A 26,104-nucleotide genomic window follows, 5' to 3' on the forward strand; every position below is an offset into this window, starting at 1 on the left:
TTATTTAATACACGCTCTTTTTAGGGGTGGGTCAATTTAAACAGGAATACCCAGGTCACTTTAAATAGGATTCAATGGGTCACTTTCGCAGGATTAAGTGGGTCAGTTTGGCAAGAATTTCCATACAATGATCTAATTATATCGGAACATAAGTATGGTTTCGGAGGTAAAGAAGAAAATGATGAACTTGGGTTAGAATGGTTGGATTTTGGGGCACGAAATTATAATTCTGCAATTGGAAGATGGATGAATATCGATAATATGAGTGAAGATTATGCTGAATGGAGTCCATATAATTATGCTCTCAATAATCCTATTTATTTTATTGATCCTGATGGGAATAGTGCAACCGATGTGTGGTTGTATGATATTGATACAGATCAGTTAACCTGGGTTAGTGATGTAGGAGGAAGTGAAGTGCAGTTTGTAGGTATTACTAATAGTAATAATGATGATTTGGGGATGGCTTCCGTTTATGGAAGTCAAGTTTATGTAGCTGAACTTGAAAATAGTGTTTTTGTTTCCAGTTATGATGCAACTTCGGATATTCCAGCAGGATATAATTCAAATACAGGATATAATTACACAGGATTAGACTTGAAAAAACGAAATGAATTAAAGGAGTTAGGAGGTGTATTTTGGGGATTAATAAGAGAAAGGGAAACCTCAGGAGTTGCTGAACCGATTCACAGTAAAACGGGAGTCGATGCTTATATAAGAAAATGGGGGACTAATTCTGCATTTTGGCATGGTGCTGAACATTATTTTTCGGCAGATGGAGGAACTAGAGGAGTTGCTCAAAGAGGTTACAATGCTCTTAAAAGGCAAGGTTCATCCTTTAGAGATGCTTTAGATGGATCTAAGTCATCCGCTAGAAAAGTTTTAAGAAACTCAGCCAAATCTTCACTACGAAATGCACCAGCTTTTAGGTCAATTTCGGGAAATACTACTGCTAAATCAGGTTCTATAAGTAAATCTGTAAGTACATCTGTTTCTGGAGCAAGTAGTCAGACGCAAGCTAAAGTGATTAAAAATTCTTGGAATAGCTTTTTAAACCTTACGAAAGGCACATATTCTGGCAAAAACTGGTTAAAAAAAGCTTCTAGTGATTATAAGAAACTTCAAAGTAGTACCAAAAACTAGTAATTAAAAATATTAAATCTTGAAGTATCCGTATTCAAAAAAACAGATACTTCAAGATTGATTGGAAGCTTTAAGTTTGGACAATTTGTCAAATATTTATATAGTTTTGTGAAAATATTATAGTTTATTGAACACGATGATAAATCAATAATAATTGATGAGGCAAAAAAAACATAAATATTTAGATTTTTATGATGGCATAGTATGTTTTAAAAAATTAAATTTATTACCAATGATTTTAAGAGTTTATTGTAAGGATTGTTTAAAACCGAATAGAATTAGCAGCAATGCTTCGGATAGAGTTCAGTTGTCTAAAGAAAAGGGAGATCTGATTGAATTAAAATGTAAACATTGTTCTAAAAATCAAAAATACTCTCCTAATGATGTAATAGGTGAAAATGGTGTGTTAAATTTAATTCTATTGATTGGTATGATTCTTGGTACTATTACATTAGGCATCTTTCTTTTAAAATATGTTAATAAAGGTGGGGTTTATTCTTTGTATATTATACCAGTAGGAATTGTAATTCCTAGTTTAATTTATTTTGTTTGGTTGCTTGAAGAAAAGAAAAAAATTAGATTGTTTAACAAGTTTAGAAGATAGTTTTTAATGAAACGTATATTTTTAATTATTGTTTTTATTTTTTGTTCTATATCAGCAAATTGCCAAGTAAATAATGAGCAAGAAATATTTTTAAAAAAACCATCGGAGAGTGAAAAAATATATAATAATTATGTTGTAGATCAAAAAGCAACATTTAAAGGTGGAGAATCCGAATTATTCAAATTTTATAAAAAAAATTCGAAGTTTAAAGTAAAGAATTTCGAAGTTCCTAGTAAGTCTGTATATTTCAATTTGTATATAAATGAAAAAGGCAAGGTTTATGACTATAAAATAATTAAATCTATTGGTGCGGATTATGAAGAAGAAGTGACAAGGCTAATAAGTCTAATGCCTAATTGGGAACCAGCTATTAACAAGAAGGAACGAATTAAGGTTGTAGTATTTGATTTCATCACTTTTGAGTAAGGTATATACAACATTAATTAACGTGAATTCGAGATAATCTTATCCAATTCTATATAGATTATCAATATTAATATTGGGCTTTGTTGGGTATTAAGGAATAGACGATTACCAGATATTAAATTGATAATCGTTTTATTGAACTTAAGCGTTAAGTTTATATTTGAAAAAACTCTCCGAATTCATAATTCTTTGATGTAATTCAATTTCATTGAATATTATCTTAGGAGGTAATCTTTCTATAGATTCTAATATTTCTATTAAACCTTCTCTATCACTTGTGTCATATAAAGTTTCTCCATTTGGTTTTTCTCCAATAATCCAACAGTTTGCTCCTCTGCCAACTTCAGCACTAAATTCAACAGGAAGGTTACATTTTGCAACGCACTTTATGTAGATATCTTCATTATATTCCAAACCAAAGCCTTCAGATATAACACCTAAAATTTGATTTGGTCTGTTTAATATCTCATCTATACATTTATCAGAGTTTTCAATTTTAATGCTTTTTAATAATTTCTTTAGCTTAGGAATATTATTAAAAACCTTTGACTCATTCGATTTTTTATATGTATTCAATTTCATCGGTTTATTGAACTTTTATTTTATCTCTATTCTTAAATCAGAAGGAGCATTTTCACAACTTATTTTCACATCATGATTTTTATAAGTATTCACTCCGCAATTAATATACTCTTCCATTACATCTCCTAAAATCTCTATAACTTCAACTTTAGGATTCTTTTTCTTATGTTCTTTAAATGGAATTATAATTTGAGGGTATTTATTAATTTCCCATATGTCCTGACTTATCATTTTGATATAAGGCTTTCTAGTATAATATGCTAAAACAGCACCTAATCCTAGAAGCAATATTCCTATATAAATAAGAATATTGGTAAGTATATTGTTTTCAATTACATTCCTTAATACCTGACCTCCAAGAGATAATACAAAACCTAGTAATTGTAAGAATAAGTTACGTCTTTCTTTATTCATCGTTTTATTGAACTTTTGATTTATTGAAAACGAAAAAATATATCCCTATTCCAAGGGTAATCAAAAAGAATAATAGAAAATAGGGATATGGTATATTTATCCCAATAAAATGAACATCATATTCAGTTAAAGGAATAATATTTCTTAAACTTCTTCTTTTAGAAATACCACCGTAAAAATCTTTTGTTTGTATTCCATAAAATAACATTAGTATTGAAAACAAAATTATTATGAATGGTACTTTTTTATTTGATTTTATTTGCATTTCTATTTATTGAACTTTAAAATATGTTTACATGTTATTTAAGTTTAATACATCTAATAGACCTTTCCCAAAATCAGTTAAAACATAAGCGTATTCTGTATCTCGAATTTGATAATAAGAATAATTACTTTCTTTATTTCCGATCTCTCCTTTCTGAAACAGTCCCTTTTGTATCCTTGGTAATACTACTTCATTTTTATCTAATAATTCATGTGTTTTAACCACTTCCGAATAAATTAAAGAGTATTGATCTTCAAAAGCATCTAACCAATCATTTCTATCAAATGTTTCCCAAACATCAAATTTTGCTAATAACGGATTCCTATTTTGCCTAGTCTGTTTAATAATACCTAGCATTTCCAAGTTTTCAATAGATAACTTTACGGTCTTAGAATTAATTAACTGCTCATTGACTTCTTTTGGAAAATTAAATAACTCTCTTCGCGTCTCCTTAAATTCATGAGAATTGTGAGCCAGAAAAAGGGATTTTATGTAACCGTGGTTTCCAAGATGTTTTAGAATTATTGATTCATCATAAGACATCTCTTTAAGAACATTAACATATCGCGGATGTACTTTATTAATAGTATTTATATGCGCTGCTTTAGTAAATAGGGTAATAAATAAATCTGCCAAATCTTCATTAGTAACAACAGTTAAGTGATCAATAATATTTGCAGCAATTTCTCTTGGTGGAGTTATTAATTTTCCATCAGGAATTTTAATTAGCTTCTCTTTAAGTGCTTTGAGATTTCTTTCAAATAAAAGTTTGGCACCTTCACTCCCCAATTTTAAAAAAAGTAAAGGCGTTAATGAAAATTCAATAATTGTTTTAACACCTGAACCAATCTCTTTTAAACCAGGTTGGAATAGATCGGGATATGTTAATTTGACTAATTCCATTGAATTTTCACTTAAGGAACCAATTCCAAATATATCTAAACCATTTTTTCGTTCTTTACTCATCGTTTTATTGAACTTTAAAATTTTTTACTTTTTGCCACGACTTGAAATTCATCCTCATACAATATCATATCAGGTTTATCAGTCTTTAATACTCTAGTATTCACATCATTTTCCTCAAGAATCGTGACTAAATCCCACATTTTATTTATGAATTCCTGAGCTGTGTCTTTAAACCATGCCACAGCCTCTTTGGGAATATTTTTTCTAGAGTATGGGGGTACAGGCAAATTATCATTAAAATATATAAATGTGTCCTCTAGAAAACCTATCTGGTAATCGAATAGTTGATTCTTGTCTTTTAGTATCTGTAATTCAGTAAAAAGCCCGTTCTGATTTCTGGCTTCTTCTGAATCTACACTTGCTACAAACCTCAAATACGTCATCGTTTTATTGAACTTTTTTTGTTATTTCGGAAAATGAAAAGCCATTATTTCAGTATATACCAATTTCCCTTTATCTTCTGGGAAATGCAATAAATAAGAAAAAGATGTTTCATCATTTGCTCCCACATATCGTATATAGTAGTCATGTTTTGGAATAGTAGTTTTGATTGTTTCGATAACAGTAGAAAAATCTTTGTTTTCGACAAACAGTATTATAGCAACCTTGCTATCCCTCCATGTTAAATACCTGTCAAATAATTGATTGACAGCATCTTTTAAGGCAATGGCTCCTTTCCATTTTTTACATTCGGCAATAAACAAATTAGTGCCATCAATATGTTTAACTAAGATATCTGTACGTCCCTCCTTGTTGAATGTCTCACCTGTTACTGTAGCATTGTCAAACTTAAATTCAAGAAATGGTAAAATATAATCTCTAAGACCTTCCTCGTCTAGACCTCGATATATCTTCTTCTTTTTCTCTACAGATTTATAGATTAAATTTATAGTATTCAGGATTTTATTATAAGTTTTATTTTTTAATTGTGGAATTTTGGAATATGAATTTTCTTTGGAATTCAAAACTTGATCTTGTTCTGGTAATATAGAAACTACAGGGGCATATATTACTTTGTCAATCGAAGAGTCTTCTTGCAAGTCCAAAGATTCAATAAAAGATTTTTCATTTTGTGCACTCATTAATCTTTGATTAAAAATATTCTCAAATTTGGATTCCAGCCCGCCCAAATACTCAGACAAATCTTTATTGATCTTTTGATAATTCTCTTCAATAAATTTTATGATACCTTTCTTCGCCAATTCAAACTTTGCTTTTGATTTTCCAGCAATTTTAAATTTTCCCTTGATAATACCCTTCTTCAAAGATTCTGAATCAACTTTGTACAAATTATCATTATTATTGACACTTAGGGCAAAATTACTAGGCTTATAAGACAATAACTTATAATATCCTTCGAAAGGAATTGAATAAGTAAAGGAATAAACATCCATTTTATTTCTTACTCCGGTTCTAATTTCAAAATTTTTTCCCTCTTTGTTTTCTAAAGTAACTTGTAACTTATCAAATTTTATGCTTAATGGCTCAAAGGAATATTTATCAATATAATATTCCTTAAGCTTCAGGTAATTAACACCCAAAATATACTCGTCAGTATGTCTATCTATTTCTGTTTTTATTTGATGTACATATTCAGGAAAAATTGTTATTGCCGTTCTTGAGCTGAAAAGATTGATAAATTTCATCGTTTTATTGAACTTTATTTTCTTGTAACATTGTTGAATCAATCATATGTAGAGCGAACCTTCTTTTATGTTCTAAATCATTAAATTTTTTTCCTTGTGATAATTCTAATAATTTTTCCAAGACCTTTTTACTATTATCTGATTGTTCAATAAACATTACTCTTTCTGGTTTATGTAAAAACAAATGAAATAAAGATACATAGTGTTGATTTTGAATCAAATTGATTAAAGATATTGTTTCCTTATTATTCTTTTGAACAGTTCTTATATGTTTAAGAGTTTCTAAAACATAAAGAGCATAGTTTAATTTATGGGTTTCGTTTTTGAATATTTTGTCATTGTTAGACTTTTCTAAAACTTCATAAATCTCAGATAAAAAAGAGGTGGACTCTAATTTTTTTAAAATCCCTCTATTCTCAAGAACTTCCTCAGTAATGTGAAAATTAACCTCAATAAATCCTTTTAATTTTTCTATATCCATCGTTTACTTAGACTTTAAGCAGTTGTAATTAAAAGCTTTTTAGTTTCCTCACAATGCATTTCTATAACATCAAATTCTATAAGTTTTCCTATATAATTTTTCCTTATTATTTGATACCAACCATCAGACCATTTCTTAAGTAATTCAGGTGTAAGATTTATAATATAAGGATAATCTTCTATTGATAGATCTTCATCGTTCATCCAAATAGTGTCTCCTAGTCTAAGTTCTTTCGCGAAACTTAATTCTAATTGTAAGTTACATTCTGTTAAATCGTTGAATCTGATATTATCAGGAATCAAATAGTCTGATGTAACATCTTTTAATATTACTTTTTCTATATGCATTAATCAATTATTTGAATTTTATTCTAATAGTTACTGTCATTTTTCCATATTATTACAGGAAATCATATGTATAATATGGCTATCTTTAAATCAATGCAACTGCAATTGATAGTATTATTTTCTTCTTACAATTACAGTCATATTCTCTTCCTTATTTGAATTTTCTAAATATTCTTGTTGCATTTTGTCAATTTCGGCGTTATCAAAAATGTTATTCTTATTAGCAACTTGTTTAATCCATTCTTTCATTAATAAAATCTCCTTACTACTATATAACGCACTTTTAATGTCAATATATAAGTAATCATATGTTTTTTTAGGAAGAAGTTCATAGAAATCTTCTTCTTTAAAAAAATGTTTGAAATAACTGAAATCTCCATTCAAACTATGCTTCCAAGAATGATTGGTAAAAAGTAGAATGCTACCTGATCCAATATTTTTTTCGATCTCGGTAATAAACTCTTTAGCTTCTTTTAGATCCAAGAAATGAAGCAAATTTGAAACAATTACTCCGGTAAAAATTAGTTTAGATAATTCTAATTCTGAATTCGGAAATCTTTCAGTGTAAAAAGTAATTTCATTCTTTGACTTTATCTTTTCAATTCTTCTTTTTAATGCATCTATTTGTATTGGTTCATCATCAATTGCAAAGAGCTGGTGATTGGAATTTTTACAAAAGTCTATTAGATATGGGCTCTGTCCACATCCAATATCAACTATCTTTCCTTTTTTTTGTGGATGGTAAACATCCATTAAATTCCTGAAGTTTTTAAGAAGATCATCATTTGTATAATACTTCTCATAAAGTTCCCAGTATATCTTTAGTTGTTCATTCATTTGAATTCCTATCGTTTTATTGAACTTTTAAATTTGTACACCTTACGCCATGTACAAGTATGCCATTAAGTTTTATATCGAATTTGTATGCATTAAGATTTTCGCCTTGATACATTCTTTTTTCTGATTTATTACAAATGATGACTTCAACATTTTTAGCTATAACATCCCCAGATAAATTTCTTTGCTCTGTTATCAAAATAGCTTTTACACCTGACCAATTACTCGAGCTTATTTCTTCATATTTATCTTCTGTTATCATCGTTTTATTGAACTTTATTTATCTTGAATCTTTAATAACTATAAAGTTATTTAGAACTCCAATGCATTTGAAAACTGTTGGATCGTTATAATTCCTATTTTTATTAATCTCGAATATTGAGAAAATGAAAAAATCTACTGTTTTCCCACCATGAGTTTCAACATAAGATTTCCTACTACCTTTGGCTATAAGATATTCCTTGAAATCAGAGTTACTTGGATTTGTAAAAACTAAGATTATTAATACCGAAATAGATATGATTAACAACTTGTTTTTGAACAACTTCATTTCTATTTTGCTTATCGTTTATTTGAACTTTTAGGTTCTCTTTTTTAATTTCTTGATTACTCATTTTTTCTACTTTGATAACATCCCCATCAATTAATACTAGCACCATTTATACTATTTCGATAGAGGTTGTTATCGAATGAAATACATAGTTTTTCATCATAATACCATCAAATTTTCCGTCCTCATTTATCCAAATTTGACGAACGTTGTGAAAAACATTCCTGTCGAGTGGAAATTTAGCGTTTGGATTATGATAAATTGTTAAACTTTCATTCCAATCTTCAATCGATTTCCCTTTTTCTACTTGATAAGTAAAATCCTTTGCCGGTGCATTTGGCTTACTATCATCAAATTTAGAACCTATGCGGAAGATCATAAGTTCTTTTTCTGACAATTTATGTTCATACCCCATTCTGTTGAATTTGTGTAAATCACAATTATTTGAAAAAATTATAGCACTAACATTTTCGGTATCTGGCTGAGAAAAAAAATGTGATGGAATTTTTTTATCGTCATTTGTATGCTCCTTTACTATTTCTGTTTTTAAATTTTCTAAACCCTTTTCCGTCTGTTTTGTTATTACTTTTCTGCCATATAAATACTCCATTAACTTTGCATCAGGTAAAAATTTAGCCAAATAATTGTGTGATGGTGTAATTGCAAAAACTAAAGGTTTATCCTTAACCCAATCTAACTCCCAGTATTTTTTGTTCAGCTTCGAGAATAAAACGCTGCCCAATCTTATAGTATAGTAATCTAATATATCTTTTTGTACATCTAAATCCATCTTTTTAATGGATTCTTTTATAAATTCTTCTGAATACTTTTCGTCTATTTTTTCCGCAGACAGACTAGCTTCAATAAAGAAATCATATTCTTTTTTTTTAACGTGAAAATCAGGTCTATTTTGATCTTCAAGGAATTGGAATTGATTTTCAAATAAGAATATAAATAAGTAAATTTCCCAAAGTCTAGAATCAAAACCTGTACTTTGAAAATCTTTCACAAAATTACCGTCTTGGTCATTCATAAGCAAACAAATATTTTTAATAATGTTTTTAGCTGGGTCGAAAAGAGAACTTTCAGTAAGAAGCTTAAAATTTTTATTCAGTTTGTCTTCCTTGACAATTTTTTTATAAATGTCCTCCATTTAGATCATTTTATTGTGCCTTATTATAGCTTTATTCCTAACTTTCTCAATACTTTTTTGGCTAACTTATCAGGTCTAGTGATAGCCATTCTTATATCGTTATTTTTACCCATTCCAGCTAAGCCAAAAATATCATCTTGGAGTTTGTTCAGTAAACTATTTTTACCACCCAAAATATTGCCTTTTAATATTTCTCTTACATCTATATGAGTGAAATGTTTTGGTAAAACCTCAGATAATCCACCTGTTATAATTGCTACGGATTTATCAACTGAAACTTGTATGGCCGCTTCATGTTCCTCATAACACTCATTCTCTATGTAGTTTTTGAATTCTTCAATTGCTTTTTTCCTTTGTCTATTTAATTCGAACAAAAAGACTTCCCAGTCTATCTCTATGTCTTTCGAGGGATCATAAAATTTCTTAGGATTTAAACCCTTTTTATTGAGATTATCTATCACTAATGCTGTTTCTTGGATTAATGGTTTATAGTTTTCATCTATTTTGTTCAATCCCTCTTCTAGTGCTTTTTTACAATTTGACATACTAATTATGATTAAAATGATTATTAATTTATCCTTTTGTCGTCCCTGTGGCCTTTCTTTTTGGGATTATCTGCCATTGTTTGTTTCGATTTTTTGTTAAACTATTTTTTAGTTGATTTAGAAGGTTTTAAGCTTGGTGTATTTCCCGGTGTATTTTTATTATCTCTCTGTCTTCTATCTGGTTTTCCTGTAGATTTTGCTTTTCTTTTAGGTCCTGGTTTAAGTACCATAATCTTACTCTTTTTTATTTGTATAATATTTTATCGAATTTTTTCAATCTACAATATCTATAAACTATTAATACAATTATTACGGTTTTCCACAGTAATGCTTTTTATCATCGCTTGTGATTATTATAAACTCTCTCAAAAAACAAAAAATCCCTTACCCGGAGCTAATCCAGATAAGGGGTAATTTGCACGTTTACGTTGATTCTAAAATAAGGATTTTTATTTAACTCTGGTTATTTTTTCCCTCTTTTATTTGTGTGCTTTTTGCAATATGCATTCTCTATTTGCTTGTCTTTATCCCAAAACATAGCTTTACAAACAACACAATTTCTGCGACCACGATGAGCTAGATATTTGTATAAAGTGGCTTTGGAATTAATATCCACTAGTTTCATAATTTCTAAAATAGAAAGCTGATTTTTCTCATCTCGGTAATAATTCTCAGCAAGAATAGCCTTTGATTCAGCTATTTTGCTTAAACCTTTTCTCCTACCAATCATAGTACCTCTTCTTCTTGCACTTTCCTGTCCGGCTAATGTTCGTTCTACAATGATATTTCTTTCCATTTCTGCAACAGCGCTAAAAATGGTGAGCACAAATTTTCCATGAGCAGATGTTGTATCTATGAAAGGCTCCTGTAAACTCCTAAAGCCGACTTCCAATTGTTCAAATTCATCAACCAGCTTTAACATATTAGAAACACTCCTAGCGATTCGATCCATCTTCCAAACGATAACTATATCTTCTTCTCTCAATTTACTTAAAAGTAAATCCAGACTTTTCCGATTGGCTTTTGCTCCAGAAGAAACATCTTTATAAATATTCTTTTCTTTTACTCCTGCTTTTAACAAAGCATCTATTTGTAAATCAAATTTCTGAGAGGGGGTACTTATACGTGCATATCCAAATAACATATCGGTTCATTTAAGTGTTAAATCATAAACTTATTAAATGAACCGATTTATTGAACTTGATGGACTTCGAGGTAGGATTTCTGAGATCCCGCCTCTAGGGCGGGATTAGTTCAACTATCTATTTTGATGTAGCGCTACGCGACTTTTCAACATAGAAGTTTCACTAAAACCACTGGTTAAATATACTCCTATTCAGGTAGTATTCATTCACATAAATTTATGCCATATCATTTCTTACGCTCCAAAACTACTGTAAACAAACTATCGGATTGGGGTTCATCGTTATGAAACTTGATTTCAGCTACTGTCCTTTTTCTTTTAAAATGATTCTGGGGGCGACTTTCCTGTTTTTTTATAATAGCATTAAACTTCAATATTGTGAATAATTTATATATAACTTATGTTTTTATGTTTATCATAAATTGGGGAATAATCTCCTAATAATATTATATTTAGGAAAAATCAAAAACAATAATTCCATAATTTAAAAATGTATGTCTGATTCAAAAATTATTAAAGAAATTGAACAACGACTATCTAAGATTCCTGTTTTCAGACTTTATGATAATGATGATGATCTATTCTTGCCAAATGGATATTCAATGGATAATAATAATAAGGTGAATAAACTTTCTATTCAACTTGAAAGAGGCATAGAAGGACCTGAAAATATAGGTTTAAGCAAAGAAACATTGCTGCTAATTTGTGAATTAGTAAACCTTGAAGTATTAGATTTAGCACATAATTATATACCTTATTTACCAAAGGAAATAGGCAATCTAAAAAACTTAAAAGAATTATTTCTAGGAGGGAATTCTTTGACTAGTCTCCCATCAGAAATAAGAAAATTAACTCGCCTTAAGAAATTATCCTTAAATTCAAATCAATTTGAGGTTTTACCATTAGAAATAACCAGCTTAATAAATTTAGAACAGTTAAGTATAAATTCAAATGGAATTAAGTATTTGCCAGTAGAAATAGGAAATTTGACAAAACTTAATAAGTTAGAGATTAATAAAAACCGGCTTCAAGATCTATCTTCAGAAGTAGGTAACCTTCAAAAAATTCATACATTAGATTTAAGTGCAAATTATCTTCGCACTCTACCAAGGACAATTAATAAACTAAATAGAATAATTGATTTATCTATTGGAGCCAATTTATTAGAAAATTTCCCTTTAGAAATTGGTAGTATGCAAAAGTTAAAGGTTTTGAATTTAAGCAATAATAAATTAAAAAATATACCGAAGGAAATAGAAGGTTTAACACACCTTGAAATATTGCACATAAATAATAATCACTTAGAAAAGATATCACCAAAAATTAAATATTTAAAAGCTCTTCAGAAGTTGTTTATTAATTCAAATCAATTAGAATATCTGCCTAGTGAAATAGGTGAGTTATCAAATCTAAAGTTCTTATTATTGAATTCTAATCAATTAACCAATTTACCTTCGGAAATTGGAATGTTGTCAAACCTTCTAAAATTAGATTTAGATTTTAATCAAATAGATCAACTACCGCCAGAGATTGGTCAATTACTATCTTTAAAAGAATTGTCTCTAAATTCGAATAAATTAAGTAATATACCTTCGGAGATTGGAGATCTAAAAGGGCTGATGAAATTAGAGTTAAAATTGAACCCCAATATAGTGTCTCCTCCTCTTTCTGTATTAGAAAAAGGTTTAACAAACATTCAAAAATATTTAAGTACATCACAAGTAAAGGTTTGGAAAGGAAAAGTGGTTATAATAGGAGAAGGTGGTGTAGGAAAATCTTGCCTATTAGATGCTATAGAGGAAAAGCCTTTTAATTCTAATAATCCTACCACTCATGGTATAAATATCAGAAAAATAGAAGCCTCACTAAATGTTGAAAACAAAATGGAACTTAATTTTTGGGACTTTGGGGGACAAGATATTTATCACGCTACGCATCAATTTTATTTAAGTAATCATTCTCTTTTTATTTTAGTATGGAATGCTCGACAAGGGTTCGAAGCAGGAAAGGTAGAAAAATGGCTAGAAACTATTGAAGCTTTAGCTCCTGAATCTCCCATACTTGTGGTAGCGACTAATACTAAAGAAAGAGGTGCAGATCTCCCTAAAGATGAATTTAAGCAAAGGTTTATAAATATTAAGAGTTTTATCAATATTGATAATGAAAATAATTATGGAATTTCTTTATTAAAAGAAAAAATTAAAAACGAAGCTCTTCAAATACCCTATATGGGTGTTGATAGACCACAAACTTGGATAAAGTCTATGGAAAGCCTTTCGTTGATGGAAGAGAAATATATAACCAAGCGAGAACTTTTTAGCATATTTAAGAGAAATGAAGTTTATAAAGAAAATTACGAGAGTTTTGCTAATTATTTACACGCCTTGGGAGAAATTTTATATTATCCGGAAGATGAAGAATTATGTAATACCATTATTTTAAAGCCTAAATGGGTTAGTGAACACATAGCACGAGTATTAGATAACGAAACCATTACGAAAAATGCAGGCTTTTTAAATAAGACTTTAATGCAGAATCTATGGCATGATTTAGATTCCGATACACAAGTAAAATTTCTCAGTCTAATGGAAAAATTTGATCTCTCATATCGTACTGATGAAAGAGGAGTTTGTTTAGTGGTAGAAAAACTCAAGCACGAGGAGGATTTAAGATATGTAGAACCTTGGGAAAATAAAAAGGAAACAAAAGAGATTCATTTTATTTATCAACTTAGTGTAATTCCTGCTGGAGTTCCGACTTGGTTTATTGCTCGAACACATCGTTATTCCAAATTCATTCATTGGAAAAATGGAGCGTTTTTAGAAGATAATCAAAGTGATTCGCTATGTTTAATTATTGCTTCTGAATTCAATAGAGAAATCCATTTGAAAGTAAGAGGGTCTAACCCTTATTCATTCTTTTACAAACTAAGGGATATATTTGAACATACTTTGTCAAGGTTTAAAGGATTGAGTGTGAAAATTTATGTTCCATGTAGAGGCAATGGAGTTGATTTGTGTGAACATAATTTCAGGTTGGAATTATTGAAGAAAAGATTAGAAAAAAAACCACCGATAACGAATATTGAATGTCCGGTGGAGATAGAAATAAAGAGTGTCACAGAATTACTTTTTGGAATAAGCGACACCAGTGTTCCTGACGTTTTAGCTAAAATTAAAGAAAATACTGAATCTATTCTTCAAAATTCAAATCAAAAAAACGAAAATCTTAAAAATGAATTATTGGACTTGAAAGAATATATTCAATTACAATTTATTCATCAAAACCAATCAATACAGAAATTATTAGATATATCCTGTCCTAATATATTTACTTTTAAACCAAAGAATATTCTAGATTGGGGTAATGTCGATATTAGTCAACATGTTTTTGAACTTACTCTCTATTGTCAAATGCCAGGAAAAATGCATCCAGTAGTCACGTATGAGATCACGGAAAATAGAGATTGGGTAAATTCAATATTACCATATTATAATAAAATGCTTAGACTTGTTAGAATTGCCGTTCCTTTTGTTTTTGAAGGAGCATCGGGATTATTAACAATTAAACACGATGGAGTTTTAAAAAAATTAACGACTATTACTAAGCCTCTTAAACCTATACCTATTGAAGATAATATAGTTGAACCAGATCTGATTTATACAAGTAAAACATTTAGTAATCATAATGATGGTAATACAATTAGACTTTTAAAAGAAACTTTGAAAAAAGCTGACCCAAGTTGTAATTGGGGTGGGTTAAGTAGAAAAGTTACATCAGAAGGTAAAGTATTATGGCTTTGCAAGGAACATTATAATGAAATTTAGTACAATAAAAACAAGAAAGTTAGTTTTCCGTTTCAGTGGACTAAGTTTCATTCATTATAAAAACACACAACAGAATTAGCTTTCAGGTATGTACATACCTTTTCCATCATACCGAAAGAAACTTTTATTTTTAACTCTATTCTCTTTATAGTATTTCTACTGACCCCAATTAATGTTCCGCATTCTATTGCGGTAAGTTGGTTTTCAATACGATATAACAGAAGCTTATTTGATAAGGAATTAGTTCCATCATCCCAAAAATTGAATTTTAAAAATTCATTAATTTTCTTCCTTTTTTGGATATCAGGTAAATGCACGTTCCATTCAAATCTTGAATAGTTGGGAAGTAAAAGCCCCAAATAGTTGCCTGTTTGTTCCTGTGTCCAGCCTCTGCTCAGTCGCTCACGTTTTAAGGCAGCACCGAGACTCGTGTCGCTGTTTAAAGGGTATTCGCGGATAGGTTTAGATGCATGTATAGCTATATCCCAAATGGGCAACGCAACCAGTAGGTTGCTTGGTACATGGCTTAAATCAAGTATACCCTAAAGTGCATAAAAAGTATATGTCACAAATTGAAGAAAATGGTGGTTTCTTTACTGATTTTTGGAGCACAGATACTTTTGACAGAAAGAATTTTTTAGGACGTAATCGCATTATTGCAGGTTTAAGCGAAGCTACTGTTGTTATTGAGAGTGCAGAGAAAGGAGGTTCACTGGTTACTGCAGAAATTGCAAACTCTTATAATAGAGAAGTTTTTGCTGTACCAGGAAGAGTAGGAGATCCGCTAAGTTCGGGTTGTAATACACTTATTAAAACGCAAAGAGCACACATGATCACTAGTGCAGCGGATCTAATCTATATGCTTAATTGGGAGTTGGATGAAAAAGAACAACCGACGGTACAAAAACAACTTTTTGTAGAATTAGAAGGAAATGAAAAGAAGATCTACAGTTTTCTTACTAAAAATGGAAAGGAGTTACTGGATGTCATTGCATTACAATGTGAAATTCCAACATTTAAAGTGGCATCGATGCTATTAAACATGGAATTAAAAGGTGTTATCAGACCGTTGCCAGGCAAAATGTTTGAGGTTGTTTGATAATTAGGTGTAACATTTTATTTGATTGTGACACATATTTAAAATCATATAAATAATTTAAATGAAAAATAAATTGAAAATTAACAAATCTGTTTTATTTTATATTTTAAGACTAATATGTCGATACTTTATTGCTTTAATGATGTTTTCCTATGCTTCTGCAAAAATATTAGGAACTCAATTTTCTTCAGATCTTAGTATTGGAGAGAGAGCTATTAGTAGTATGAATGGTTTTGAATTAACCTGGTATTTTTACGGATATTCACCTACTTATGGTATGCTCATAGCTGGTTCACAAATTGTTGCTGCTCTACTGTTATTATTTAGGAAAACCGTAAGAATGGGAGCTGTGCTACTATTATCTTTTATGGTTAATATTGTTTTATTGGATGTTTTTTATGAAATAAATGGAGCAACACCAATGGCAGTTTTACTTACATTAATGGGTTTTTTCCTTCTATTAAGTGATTGGAATGCATTCAAAGGCTATTTTTTAAAGCAAGAAAAAGAGATGCATTTTTATAAAGAAGAATTGCCACTAAAATTTAAAAAAATACATTGGTTTAAGTATATATTGATACCAGTGATGTTTATTGGAATGTTTTTTTCGATTTATAAATTGCGAGAAGTATATATGTATAAGAATGAATTTTATGGAGCTTGGAAAGTAATGGATACTAAGTATGATTCTAAGATTGATAAAGTATATTTTGAACTTAGAGATAGGATAGTACTATTAGATACAACAGGAAAGCTTTATAAAGGAAATCTAAAAAATCAAGATGAGGTAAAAAGCACTTTCGATATTGAAGCAAAACATTACTCAAAATCATTAAGAAGTTTTGTTCAGAAAAAAATTGACACATCCAAAATAAAAGGGGAGAATAACATAAAAAATGAAAGGTTAAGATTAAGTAAATTGTATCATAAAATAAACAACTCTGAACCAGTTAACATTAATGCGGTTTATAAACTAAATATGGATACATTATATTTAACAGAAGGGAACAATATAGATCTAAAATTGATTAGAATTGAGTAGTTTTTATACAGTGCTATTTTATACAAGTGTTGTAAGAGTATGTTTATAAGGGGATTATCTCATTATTATTAAGTCCAAAAGCTGGCATAGGATTTTGCAGTAAAAAGTATCTGTGGCCAATTTATTTCTTATTAGTTTTAAAGAATAGTATACGATACTTTGGTAACAATAAAGGAATCAAAAAAACAATAGGAAGTAATTTAAGCTCATCTATGCTTCTTCATATATATCAAATTCGGCAGCAATGGATTTCATTAATTCAGTATCTTCAAAATCATCGTCAGACATTTTAGATAGTTTTTCCAAGTATAGATCAAACTGACCATTCTTAAATATGGTTAGCATTTTTCCTCCATTTTTACAGCTTGCAGCATGCCAAACATTAGGAGGAACAGTAACTGTATCACCAGGTTTAGCAATTACAGTTTCATTATCAAAAATTAATTCTACTTCGCCTTCTAAAATGTAAAAGATTTCTGTCATTATTTTGTGGTGATGCCTTTTCAAGTAAAACCCAGGTTTTAAGGTGTCTTCAACAAAAGACAGCTCACCATTAGTATCATTTGAAGAAAGCTTGATGAAACAATGATCTTGAGAATAATTATAGTTTTCACCTTCACCTTGCCGTATAACTTCTTTTTCTTTCATTTTTATTTGTTTAATTAGATGCTTCTATTCTTTGCTGTTATCGTTTTGATATTAATGATTTGATTTCCCTAAAAACATTACCATCCATACATCAAAAGAATTCTCCAAGCATTTATAGATAACCATTCTTTGTAAAAAGAACATTTCTCTTAAAGAATACCAATGCAATGTAAATCACATTGGTATTTTAAAATATTAAGTTATAGTTCTAAGGGGTTTATGTATTAAAATTAATCTACTTTTTTAGTTGATTAGGTTATCGACTTACCTTGTTTACTTATGGTAATTTTGGGAAACTTCAAAACTATCTTCAAACCAATTCCAAAGTATAATTTTTCCGTCTTTCACTTTTACACGTAATGACCATGGGAATTCTTTGGTTTTCTGATTTGATTTGGTAAGCAAACCAACCATTGTGCCAAAGAAAGCCGCTGTATCTCCGCTAGCGAAAGCATCCTCGGTATTCCATTTAACGGTTTTAAAATTTTCCCCAAAAAGAGGCATAAATTGTTCTAAGATTGCTTTTTTTCCTTTCCACGGACCTATCCATGGCAGACTTTTATCACCACTATTTTGCCATATCATGTCTTCGTGCATAAGCTTTTTAATGGTTTCCATATCTCCCTTACCCATTGCTTCCATATAAGCCATTGCAATTTCCATAGTTTCCTTAGATTGCCTGTCAATACTTGGTTTAACTATTTTTTCTGATTTTAATTCCTTAGTATCATTCGTTTTGATCCAGCCTATAAACACTATAGAGGCTATAAGAAATGATGCTAGCATCAAATATTTCTTCATGATTATTGATTTAAATATAATTGAACAACAACAAAGTTAAATCAGCACCGAAAAGTTATTAGGTTAAAAAAAGCTTTTTTAGGGTAGAAATGAGAAAAACACTTACTGGCTATTTTCTTTAAATTGTTTTGGCGAAAGTCCAGTTTTTTTTCTAAAATATTTAAAAAAATTGGTTGGAGTACTAAACCCTGCTTGATAAGCAATTTCGGTGAAGGAAAGTGATGAATTGATTAAAAGCCTTTTGATTTGAAGAATTACAATTTCATCAATACAGGATTTAGCAGATTTGCCAATAACGGCTTGGGTTATATTATTAAGTGTTTTGGATGTAACACCCATTTTATTTGCATAATAGGACACCTTTTTACTTTCAAAACATTCCCGTTCAATTAGTTCCTGTAGGTACATAAATTTTAAATGGTATTTCTTTATTCCTAAGTAGTGAACACTCTTTGATTTTATCCGAAATAGTTTAAGTATTAAGACTTGCATTAAATATCTTATTATTTCTATTGAATAAGTGTTTTTGAGATCAGAATATTCTTGCGCTATTTGACCAATCAAATTTTCTATTTCAGCAAAATCATTGCTATTTAATTGTAGCTTGGGAGAGCTTAGCATTTCATTAAATAGTTGAAATAGCTTTATAGTTTCACTTTTATCCGAATAGTGAATAACAAAATCTTCGGTAAAAACAAGAAATTTTCCTTTAGCATCGGTTTTGTAGAACTTGTGAATATTATTCTTACGTAACGTAAAAACTGTCCCCTTTTTAAAGGAATAATCATTATAATTTATACTGTGTTTTCCATTTTTATGAGTAATGAGCGCTATAACATAAAAGGAAATCTTATGATGATCAAATTGACTGTGATCTTTAGGTTTTTTTTTAAGAATATCCTCTAAATCGACTAGATCAAACCTATAGTTACTATTCCGCTTATTTTTAAAAAGTATTTCTTTCATTATATTTTAGAATAGTTCAATAAGCCATATGACTATAAGAGGGATAATGTAAAAAAGCAAGTAAGAAAAGAATACCGAAAAGATAGAGGCTACAATGATTTCGAATCTATTTCCTTTAGTGTAGAAAACCATGTATAATAGAAACAATATATAGAAGAAAATTATAGGATTAAATATAGGCGGTACGCTTTTAAAAACATAAAACATGATACCAAATAAGGTAGAATGACCTACGATTAATGAATTAATCGCTAAGTGTTCAAAAAAGTTAAAACGCTTAAAAAACAATCTAGTAAATAAGCTTAGAAATAAGATATTCAAAAGCCAGAAGAATTTTGAATACTGGGCTATGATTTGACCCGTTTTATAGCTAAGACTGTATAACTCAGGATTACTCCTTTCGATTTGATCGGATGAGGAGATATTAGAAATCCCAAGTTGAGATTGAATAATCAAATATATAGTAATCGTTATAATCGCATAGCTTATGGGATTAAAGAGACGTTTTCTTTTTCCTTGGATGTAATTGAGAATGGTTTTTTTTGGTGCAATGATCAAGTATTTTAAATTGAACAAAAAACCTTTATCCATATCAGTAAAACCAGATATAAAATCCGTTGCTAAGGATTGATATGTAATTTGTTTTGTTGTACTCTTTTGTCCGCATTCAGGACAAAAATTCCCATGAAATGATGTTTTGCAGTTGAGACAGTGTATTAATTCCAATAGTAATTTATGTATATATATTATTTGGTATAAATATAGGTAATAATACGATTCAGGTACAGAATCTATAGGAACAACCACGATTTTTGTAACGATGATTAAGACGTCTTATTCAAAATAATTCAATTATTTTTTGTATCATTGTGATATCAAAATGATATTATTATGAAAAACGAAAAAAATATTAAAGCACAAAATGGTTATTTAGTACTGGGAATTTTAGTGATTGTTGGCTTGGTATTGATCGCGATAACGATTAAAACAGAACTGCCGCAACTTTTGTTACTATTTCCAATAGTATTAATTGTTTTGCGAGGATTTTTTATAGTTAATCCTAATAGTTCTAAAGTAATGGTACTTTTTGGGGCATATAAGGGAACGGTCAGAGAAAACGGGTTCTTTTGGGCTAATCCATTTTATACCAGGCAAAAAATATCTTTAAGAGCTAGAAATTTTGATAGTGAACGAGTTAAGGTAAATGATAAGATTGGAAACCCTATTATGATTAATGTAATTTTGGTTTGGAAAGTCAATGATACCTATAAAGCAGCATTCGATGTAAATCATTATGAAGAATTTGTAAGAGTACAAACCGATGCCGCTGTAAGAAAATTGGCAGGATCGTATCCATATGATAATTTTGATGATGAACAGGCAGAATTGACATTGCGTTCTGGTATGGATGAAGTAAATGAAGCTTTGGAAAATGAGATTACAGAACGTTTATCTATGGCAGGTATTGAAGTGATGGAGGCAAGAATAGGATATCTGGCATATGCACCCGAAATAGCAAGTTCAATGCTAAAAAGACAGCAAGCAGTCGCAATTGTAGCTGCACGTAAAAAAATTGTAGAAGGAGCTGTTGGAATGGTAGAGGATGCATTACAAAAATTATCGGCAGATGGAATTATAGATTTTGATGATGATAAAAAAGCATCTATGGTTAGTAATTTAATGGTAGTTTTGTGCGGTGATAAAGAAGCTACACCAGTAATTAATACTGGGACTTTAAATTAAAATTACATGAGTAAGAAAAAGTCATTTGCACTACGAATTGATCCTGAAGTTTTTAAAGCCATTGAAAAATGGGCTGATGATGAATTCCGTAGTGTAAATGGCCAATTAGAATGGATGATTCAGAAATCTCTAAAAGATGCAAAACGTCTTAAAAATAAGAACAAGCCAGATACTAAAGATGAAAGCTAAAATAGATCTTGCCTTATACCGATGCTCCTTAGAATATGATAACTAAATCACTCCACTACAAACTTTCAATCGTAGTATTTTTTTAACAGATTGAACTACCTGTTTTTTGTAATTAGGATCCTTTTTCATCGCTGCTATAATTGCATTGATTGTTTTTTCTTCGTTTTGTGGCATCAGAATGAGATCACAACCAGCTTTAGAGGCTAATAAAGGTGCATTATCAAGAATCGTTACAGCTTTCATGATATTTAATGCATCAGAGATAATAATTCCTTTAAATCCCATTTCTTCTTTAAGCAGACCAGTAATTATTTTTCGAGAACAACTAGAAGGTAAACCATCTGTACCATACTTTTCGTTATTTTGGATGGTGATATGTGCGATCATAATGGATAATACACCATCTGCTATGATTGTTTTATAGTTGTCTACTTCTTGTAAAGGACCATCGATATATACACTTTGTTTATGAGTATCGCCTTTTACCAGTCCATGACCTGGAAAATGCTTTGCCGTAGCTATAATACCACCTTCTTGCGTGCATTTTATAAATTGATTCGCAAGACTGATTACTTCATCTTTATCGCTTCCATAACTTCTGGATTTAATAGCTTCATTGCTTGCGCTAATATCCAGTACAGGTGCGTAATTATGGTGAACACCTATTTCTCTTAGTTCGGTATTAATGGTATTTACGACGGCATCAGATTGTGCTTCTGTTTTGATATCAATGGTTTTTCCAACATCTTTAGCACCTTTGATTCGGCTACTAAATAAACTAGGTTCTGCATCCATACTAAAGAGTAATGGAAGTGTCTTATTTTTAGAAGAAATTGCGTTTAAGGCCTGAATACTTTCGGTATGTGTTTTTTTACTGCCTTTTAAGAAAACAACGCCACCGATAGCATCTTTTTCTGTCAGGTTTTTTACGGTAGCCATGGGTTTTCCTAGTTCACCTGCAGATGATATGATCATTTGTGCTACTTGTTGTCTTTCTGAAAGCGTATGATAAATAGAATCTACTGTATATTCAAGTTCTGAATTATAAGTATAAAAATCTTGTAAACCGAACTTGGTAGATTGAGCGTTTGTTTGCAAAGTGCAACATACACAAATTAGTAGAAATAGAGGAAAATAGCGCATAAGTAAGAATTAGTTTTAAATATTAACATTGGATTGGAACACCTTTTAATTGTCCCCATTCGGTCCAAGATCCATCATAGACCCAAAGATTGGAATAACCCGAAAGCTGAGCAGCTAATAAAATAATACAAGCCGTTATACCAGAACCACAACTAAAGATTAGTTTTTTATTTTCAAGATCAAAATTTGCAAACAGCGTACGAAGTTCTTGTACTGGAAGCATTTTTCCATCTTCTAGTACTTCGGTATATGGTAAACTGAGAGCGTTGGGTATATGTCCTCCTTTTAGATCAGATCTGGGTTCGGGATCAATACCCTTATATCGCCCATAGGAGCGTGCATCAAGGATCATAGAATTTGTACTGTTCATTTCAAATAAAACTTCTTCTGCGTTTACAACGCATTTGGAACGATCGTTTACTTTGAAATTTCCTTTGGGGTAATTAGTAATAGTACTTTTGTTTTCTGTTGAAAACCCTTTACGTATCCACTCAGGAAGACCACCATCCAGTACTGCAATATTTTTATGCCCCATTATGGATAACATCCACCAAGCTCTTGGACTTGAATAGATCCCAATCGTATCATAAATTACGATTTTAGAATTAGTATTAATTCCAAGTTTTCTACAACTCTTTTCAAAATTGTTTGCAGAAGGAAGCATATTAGGTAAATCAGTATCTTGATCAGAAAATGATTTCTTGATATCAAAGAAACGAGCTCCTATGATTTGAATATCAGAAGATGTTGATGTATTTGTAGTGACTTTTTTAATACTTGCATCCAGGATAATCAAATCAGGATGATCAAGATGTTCTGATAACCAATCTACAGATACTAATGGAGTAGGAAGTTGTAATGTTGTCATTGCCTAAGATGCTTGAAACTTATCGAGCAATCTATTGGTTTGCTGATGAAGTTTTTTCTTAAAGAAACCTGTTCCTCCAAGTAATTTACCTTTCCAGCCAATTGCCTGAGAAGCCCATCGATGTAGATTAAAGTGATCTGTATGCTTTATAATTTTACCATCTTTAAACTCAAATTGAGCATCAATGCTATTATGTACTTTTCTTCCAGTTTGGCTAAAGGTATACCACGCTTCCCAATGTGCAGATCCGTTTTGCTCATTAGTTTCAATTTTAGAGAACTCGACTCTAAGATCTTTACCATTTTTGCATAGCATTTGCCACATTTTTTTTGCTCGTTCTCCCTTTAGTTTTCCAAAACCAGGGTCTTCAAAAACAATGTCATCATGATAACAAGATATCATTTTGTCCGCATCTTGTTCGTTTAGACCAGTATAAAATCTTTCGATGAGCTCTTTCATAATTACCTAGTTTTATGTTTAATTCTGTTGCTTCTCATGCTATCAAAAGAAACATTTTAATTGCAATTTAGTCCAGTTTATCAGCTAGTTTGCTAAATACTTTTTTTGGATTTTTGTTTTCATATAGTACATCATGTACGGCATCAATAATGGGTGTTCGTGTACTTTTGGTAGCGTCCAACTCATAGGCCGTTTTAGCTGCATAATATCCTTCTGCGACCATGTTCATTTCCATTTGCGCACTTTTTACAGTATATCCTTTACCGATCATATTACCAAACATTCGGTTACGTGAGAAAATAGAATATCCAGTTACTAATAAATCTCCGAGATATGCAGAATTATTGATATTACGTTTCATCTTATGAATCTTTTTGATAAAACGCTTCATTTCACGAATAGCGTTACTCATTAAAACACTCTGAAAATTATCTCCATATCCTAATCCGTGTGCAATTCCAGCAGCAACCGAGTAAATGTTCTTTAATACCGCAGCATATTCAGTACCAATAATATCATCACTTACCTTACATTTGATATATTCACTGCTTAATTTTTCTGCCATAACCTTTGCTTTAGCTTCATCATTAGAAGCAATGGTTAAATATGAGAGGCGCTCTAAAGCAACTTCTTCTGCATGACAAGGACCAGTAATTACACCAATATTATTAAAAGGAATATTGTATTCATCATGGAAATGTTCTCCTACAATTAGTCCAGTTTCTGGAACAATCCCTTTGATTGCAGAAAAAATGATTTTATGTTCTAGTGAAGCAGAAAGATTACCTAATTCGGTATGTAAGAACGCAGAAGGAATCGCGAAAATTAAATAATCCGCATATGTAATAGCTTCATTAATATCATTGGTAAGTCTAAGTTGTTCAAGTTTAAATTCTACCGAGCTTAGATAATTAGGATTATGTTGCTGTCTTTTTAAATGTTCAATAGCATACACACTTCTCATATACCAACCTACTTCATGTAGGTTCTCGGTAAGCATTTTTACAATTGCAGTTGCCCAGCTACCACCACCGATCACGGCGAATTTTAATTCTTTATCCATGTAAAATGATTGTGAGTTCAAAAATACGCAAAATAGAATTCAAAATAAAAGACTGATAATCAATTGAATATATTTTTGGCACAGGTTTTGGTTTCTTCTATATGAAATTGAAAAACACTTAGCTTATGAAGACTTTAAAATTACTTTCGGCTTTATTATTAGGTTCAATACTTTTTACTTCTTGTGTTGCAGAAGTAGTAGTAGAAGAAGATGTTTTTATTGAAGAACCTGTAATTACATTAAATGAATTATTAAATACGTATGAAATCTGGTATGTGGATATAGAACGTACACAAGGAAACGGTGAGATTCCTTTTCTTCAGAAAGCATTTACAGTTTCTTTTAAAAACGGAACATTTTATGCCAATAATAATCTAGTAGGTATTGGAAGTAATGGTAATGGGTTTGGGTTAGACGTTGGATTCTATGATACTTTTAGTATGGAGGTTGATATCAATCATGATATTGATGGGATTTATAGCCTTGATGTAACGCAATATGGAAATAATGAAATAAGGCTGTATGATCGCATTACTAACACGAGTTATTATCTTATTGGATATCAGAGAAATACTTTTGATTATGATAGGGTGTTCTATGATAATATTCATTACTTCTTGCATGAGTATACTACCTGGGAAAAAGTATATACAAGTGAGTTCGGAGCATTAAATGAGTTTGATAATGAGAATTACTTACAGTTTCTTTATTATGGATCTGGAGATAATTTTAATAGTTCTGAAGATGCTAATGTTAACAATATCAATGATATATACTACGATTATACTGGGTATTATGCGGTAGAAGATGTAGCTAATAATTTCTATATGAAAAATTTAACACTTGATTACGATTATTTGGGCAATGAATATTTCGAGTTGACCGTTATAAATGATAGTAAGATAGAATTGCTTCATCCTGCTTCGGGAACTATTTACGAATTTGTTGGTAGAGGATATCTTCAATTTAAGAATTCTAAAGATGGAAAACCATCCCAGAATGATAAGAAAAGAATTAAAAAAGCAGATTTTATGAAGCTTACAAAATAGAAAGTCGTACTAGACAATATAAATTTTTTTGGTTGGTTATTTAGTTGGAAATCGTTCTACAAGAGAAATCTTGTCTGAGCGATTTCTTTTTTTATGTTAATAAG

The 26,104-nt window shown here is 30.3% G+C and carries 31 protein-coding genes and 1 pseudogene; 9 read left to right on the forward strand and 23 right to left on the reverse strand.

Features of this window, described 5'->3' with window-relative positions; all coding sequences use genetic code 11:
• Window positions 1–201: 201 nt before the first annotated feature.
• From QBK95_RS16425 to QBK95_RS16435, 3 genes are all read left to right on the forward strand, one after another.
• Complete coding sequence (locus tag QBK95_RS16425; protein ID WP_445012632.1) at window positions 202–1,143, forward strand: RHS repeat-associated core domain-containing protein; 942 nt, start codon at window positions 202–204, stop codon at window positions 1,141–1,143.
• Between the two features lie 157 nt (window positions 1,144–1,300).
• Window positions 1,301–1,747, forward strand: a complete 447-nt coding sequence (locus QBK95_RS16430) for a hypothetical protein (RefSeq protein WP_280935640.1) — start codon at window positions 1,301–1,303, stop codon at window positions 1,745–1,747.
• A 6-nt stretch (window positions 1,748–1,753) separates the two neighbouring features.
• The gene (locus tag QBK95_RS16435) at window positions 1,754–2,173 is read left to right on the forward strand and encodes an energy transducer TonB (RefSeq protein ID WP_280935641.1); all 420 of its coding nucleotides are present in this window, start codon (window positions 1,754–1,756) and stop codon (window positions 2,171–2,173) included.
• Between the two features lie 141 nt (window positions 2,174–2,314).
• Here the strand turns inward: QBK95_RS16435 and QBK95_RS16440 are convergent, their stop codons facing one another.
• The 14 genes from QBK95_RS16440 to QBK95_RS16505 all read right to left on the reverse strand — a co-directional run bounded on the left by QBK95_RS16440 (window position 2,315) and on the right by QBK95_RS16505 (window position 11,103).
• Window positions 2,315–2,749, reverse strand: a complete 435-nt coding sequence (locus QBK95_RS16440) for a hypothetical protein (protein ID WP_280935642.1) — start codon at window positions 2,747–2,749, stop codon at window positions 2,315–2,317.
• A gap of 21 nt (window positions 2,750–2,770) precedes the next feature.
• Complete coding sequence (locus QBK95_RS16445; protein WP_280935643.1) at window positions 2,771–3,169, reverse strand: hypothetical protein; 399 nt, start codon at window positions 3,167–3,169, stop codon at window positions 2,771–2,773.
• A gap of 292 nt (window positions 3,170–3,461) precedes the next feature.
• On the reverse strand, window positions 3,462–4,400 hold the full coding sequence (locus QBK95_RS16450; RefSeq protein WP_280935644.1) for an Abi-alpha family protein: 939 nt from the start codon (window positions 4,398–4,400) through the stop codon (window positions 3,462–3,464).
• Window positions 4,401–4,414: 14 nt separating this feature from the next.
• Complete coding sequence (locus QBK95_RS16455) at window positions 4,415–4,774, reverse strand: hypothetical protein (protein ID WP_280935645.1); 360 nt, start codon at window positions 4,772–4,774, stop codon at window positions 4,415–4,417.
• A 30-nt stretch (window positions 4,775–4,804) separates the two neighbouring features.
• The gene (locus QBK95_RS16460; protein WP_280935646.1) at window positions 4,805–6,046 is read right to left on the reverse strand and encodes a hypothetical protein; all 1,242 of its coding nucleotides are present in this window, start codon (window positions 6,044–6,046) and stop codon (window positions 4,805–4,807) included.
• A 4-nt stretch (window positions 6,047–6,050) separates the two neighbouring features.
• Window positions 6,051–6,527, reverse strand: coding sequence for a hypothetical protein (locus QBK95_RS16465; RefSeq protein ID WP_280935647.1), 477 nt, complete (start codon window positions 6,525–6,527; stop codon window positions 6,051–6,053).
• A gap of 14 nt (window positions 6,528–6,541) precedes the next feature.
• Window positions 6,542–6,874, reverse strand: coding sequence for a hypothetical protein (locus QBK95_RS16470; RefSeq protein WP_280935648.1), 333 nt, complete (start codon window positions 6,872–6,874; stop codon window positions 6,542–6,544).
• 114 nt (window positions 6,875–6,988) lie between these two features.
• Window positions 6,989–7,711 carry a class I SAM-dependent methyltransferase gene (locus QBK95_RS16475; RefSeq protein ID WP_280935649.1) on the reverse strand — a complete coding sequence of 241 codons (723 nt, stop codon included), beginning with the start codon at window positions 7,709–7,711 and terminating at the stop codon, window positions 6,989–6,991.
• Between the two features lie 16 nt (window positions 7,712–7,727).
• A complete protein-coding gene (locus QBK95_RS16480; RefSeq protein ID WP_280935650.1) occupies window positions 7,728–7,973 on the reverse strand; it encodes a hypothetical protein in 246 nt (81 codons plus the stop codon).
• 211 nt (window positions 7,974–8,184) lie between these two features.
• Complete coding sequence (locus QBK95_RS16485) at window positions 8,185–8,370, reverse strand: hypothetical protein (protein ID WP_280935651.1); 186 nt, start codon at window positions 8,368–8,370, stop codon at window positions 8,185–8,187.
• Window positions 8,371–9,414, reverse strand: a complete 1,044-nt coding sequence (locus QBK95_RS16490; protein ID WP_280935652.1) for a hypothetical protein — start codon at window positions 9,412–9,414, stop codon at window positions 8,371–8,373.
• A gap of 23 nt (window positions 9,415–9,437) precedes the next feature.
• The gene (locus tag QBK95_RS16495; protein ID WP_280935653.1) at window positions 9,438–9,959 is read right to left on the reverse strand and encodes a hypothetical protein; all 522 of its coding nucleotides are present in this window, start codon (window positions 9,957–9,959) and stop codon (window positions 9,438–9,440) included.
• Between the two features lie 101 nt (window positions 9,960–10,060).
• Complete coding sequence (locus QBK95_RS16500) at window positions 10,061–10,189, reverse strand: hypothetical protein (protein WP_280935654.1); 129 nt, start codon at window positions 10,187–10,189, stop codon at window positions 10,061–10,063.
• A gap of 233 nt (window positions 10,190–10,422) precedes the next feature.
• Window positions 10,423–11,103, reverse strand: a complete 681-nt coding sequence (locus QBK95_RS16505) for a recombinase family protein (RefSeq protein ID WP_280935655.1) — start codon at window positions 11,101–11,103, stop codon at window positions 10,423–10,425.
• A 494-nt stretch (window positions 11,104–11,597) separates the two neighbouring features.
• Here QBK95_RS16505 and QBK95_RS16510 point away from each other — a divergent pair, with 494 nt between their 5' ends.
• The gene (locus QBK95_RS16510; protein WP_280935656.1) at window positions 11,598–14,930 is read left to right on the forward strand and encodes a leucine-rich repeat domain-containing protein; all 3,333 of its coding nucleotides are present in this window, start codon (window positions 11,598–11,600) and stop codon (window positions 14,928–14,930) included.
• A gap of 47 nt (window positions 14,931–14,977) precedes the next feature.
• On the opposite strand, the gene QBK95_RS16515 is transcribed toward QBK95_RS16510, so the two are convergent.
• Window positions 14,978–15,427: a helix-turn-helix domain-containing protein gene (locus QBK95_RS16515; RefSeq protein WP_280935657.1), complete on the reverse strand. Its 450-nt coding sequence runs from the start codon at window positions 15,425–15,427 to the stop codon at window positions 14,978–14,980.
• A 2-nt stretch (window positions 15,428–15,429) separates the two neighbouring features.
• Between QBK95_RS16515 and QBK95_RS16520 the strand changes: the two are divergent.
• Both QBK95_RS16520 and QBK95_RS16525 read left to right on the forward strand, forming a co-directional pair.
• Window positions 15,430–16,029: pseudogene (locus QBK95_RS16520) on the forward strand (DNA-processing protein DprA); the annotation flags it as partial.
• A 61-nt stretch (window positions 16,030–16,090) separates the two neighbouring features.
• The gene (locus QBK95_RS16525; protein WP_280935658.1) at window positions 16,091–17,071 is read left to right on the forward strand and encodes a hypothetical protein; all 981 of its coding nucleotides are present in this window, start codon (window positions 16,091–16,093) and stop codon (window positions 17,069–17,071) included.
• 210 nt (window positions 17,072–17,281) lie between these two features.
• Here the strand turns inward: QBK95_RS16525 and QBK95_RS16530 are convergent, their stop codons facing one another.
• From QBK95_RS16530 to QBK95_RS22960, 4 genes are all read right to left on the reverse strand, one after another.
• Window positions 17,282–17,719 (reverse strand): cupin domain-containing protein, encoded by a 438-nt coding sequence (locus tag QBK95_RS16530; protein WP_280935659.1) that lies wholly within the window; start codon window positions 17,717–17,719, stop codon window positions 17,282–17,284.
• A gap of 273 nt (window positions 17,720–17,992) precedes the next feature.
• Window positions 17,993–18,520 carry a nuclear transport factor 2 family protein gene (locus QBK95_RS16535; protein WP_280935660.1) on the reverse strand — a complete coding sequence of 176 codons (528 nt, stop codon included), beginning with the start codon at window positions 18,518–18,520 and terminating at the stop codon, window positions 17,993–17,995.
• Between the two features lie 102 nt (window positions 18,521–18,622).
• Complete coding sequence (locus QBK95_RS16540) at window positions 18,623–19,486, reverse strand: AraC family transcriptional regulator (protein WP_280935661.1); 864 nt, start codon at window positions 19,484–19,486, stop codon at window positions 18,623–18,625.
• A 6-nt stretch (window positions 19,487–19,492) separates the two neighbouring features.
• Window positions 19,493–20,077: a DUF3667 domain-containing protein gene (locus QBK95_RS22960; RefSeq protein WP_445012636.1), complete on the reverse strand. Its 585-nt coding sequence runs from the start codon at window positions 20,075–20,077 to the stop codon at window positions 19,493–19,495.
• Window positions 20,078–20,377: 300 nt separating this feature from the next.
• Between QBK95_RS22960 and QBK95_RS16545 the strand changes: the two genes are divergently transcribed.
• Entirely contained in the window at window positions 20,378–21,229 is an 852-nt protein-coding gene (locus tag QBK95_RS16545; RefSeq protein ID WP_280935662.1) for an SPFH domain-containing protein, read from the forward strand.
• Window positions 21,230–21,235: 6 nt separating this feature from the next.
• Window positions 21,236–21,418 carry a type II toxin-antitoxin system antitoxin gene (locus tag QBK95_RS16550; RefSeq protein WP_280935663.1) on the forward strand — a complete coding sequence of 61 codons (183 nt, stop codon included), beginning with the start codon at window positions 21,236–21,238 and terminating at the stop codon, window positions 21,416–21,418.
• Window positions 21,419–21,460: 42 nt separating this feature from the next.
• Here QBK95_RS16550 and QBK95_RS16555 read toward each other — a convergent pair whose 3' ends face one another.
• From QBK95_RS16555 to QBK95_RS16570, 4 genes are all read right to left on the reverse strand, one after another.
• A complete protein-coding gene (locus QBK95_RS16555; RefSeq protein ID WP_280935664.1) occupies window positions 21,461–22,516 on the reverse strand; it encodes a glycoside hydrolase family 3 N-terminal domain-containing protein in 1,056 nt (351 codons plus the stop codon).
• Between the two features lie 67 nt (window positions 22,517–22,583).
• Window positions 22,584–23,429: a sulfurtransferase gene (locus tag QBK95_RS16560; protein WP_280935665.1), complete on the reverse strand. Its 846-nt coding sequence runs from the start codon at window positions 23,427–23,429 to the stop codon at window positions 22,584–22,586.
• 3 nt (window positions 23,430–23,432) lie between these two features.
• Window positions 23,433–23,888: a nuclear transport factor 2 family protein gene (locus QBK95_RS16565; RefSeq protein ID WP_280935666.1), complete on the reverse strand. Its 456-nt coding sequence runs from the start codon at window positions 23,886–23,888 to the stop codon at window positions 23,433–23,435.
• 67 nt (window positions 23,889–23,955) lie between these two features.
• Window positions 23,956–24,951, reverse strand: a complete 996-nt coding sequence (locus tag QBK95_RS16570) for an NAD(P)H-dependent glycerol-3-phosphate dehydrogenase (protein ID WP_280935667.1) — start codon at window positions 24,949–24,951, stop codon at window positions 23,956–23,958.
• A gap of 125 nt (window positions 24,952–25,076) precedes the next feature.
• Here QBK95_RS16570 and QBK95_RS16575 point away from each other — a divergent pair, with 125 nt between their 5' ends.
• Window positions 25,077–26,000, forward strand: coding sequence for a nicotinic acid mononucleotide adenyltransferase (locus QBK95_RS16575; protein WP_280935668.1), 924 nt, complete (start codon window positions 25,077–25,079; stop codon window positions 25,998–26,000).
• The last annotated feature ends 104 nt before the right edge of the window (window positions 26,001–26,104 follow it).

The organism is Aquimarina mycalae, from assembly GCF_029906345.1.
In the GTDB taxonomy this organism is placed as follows: Bacteria; Bacteroidota; Bacteroidia; order Flavobacteriales; family Flavobacteriaceae; genus Aquimarina.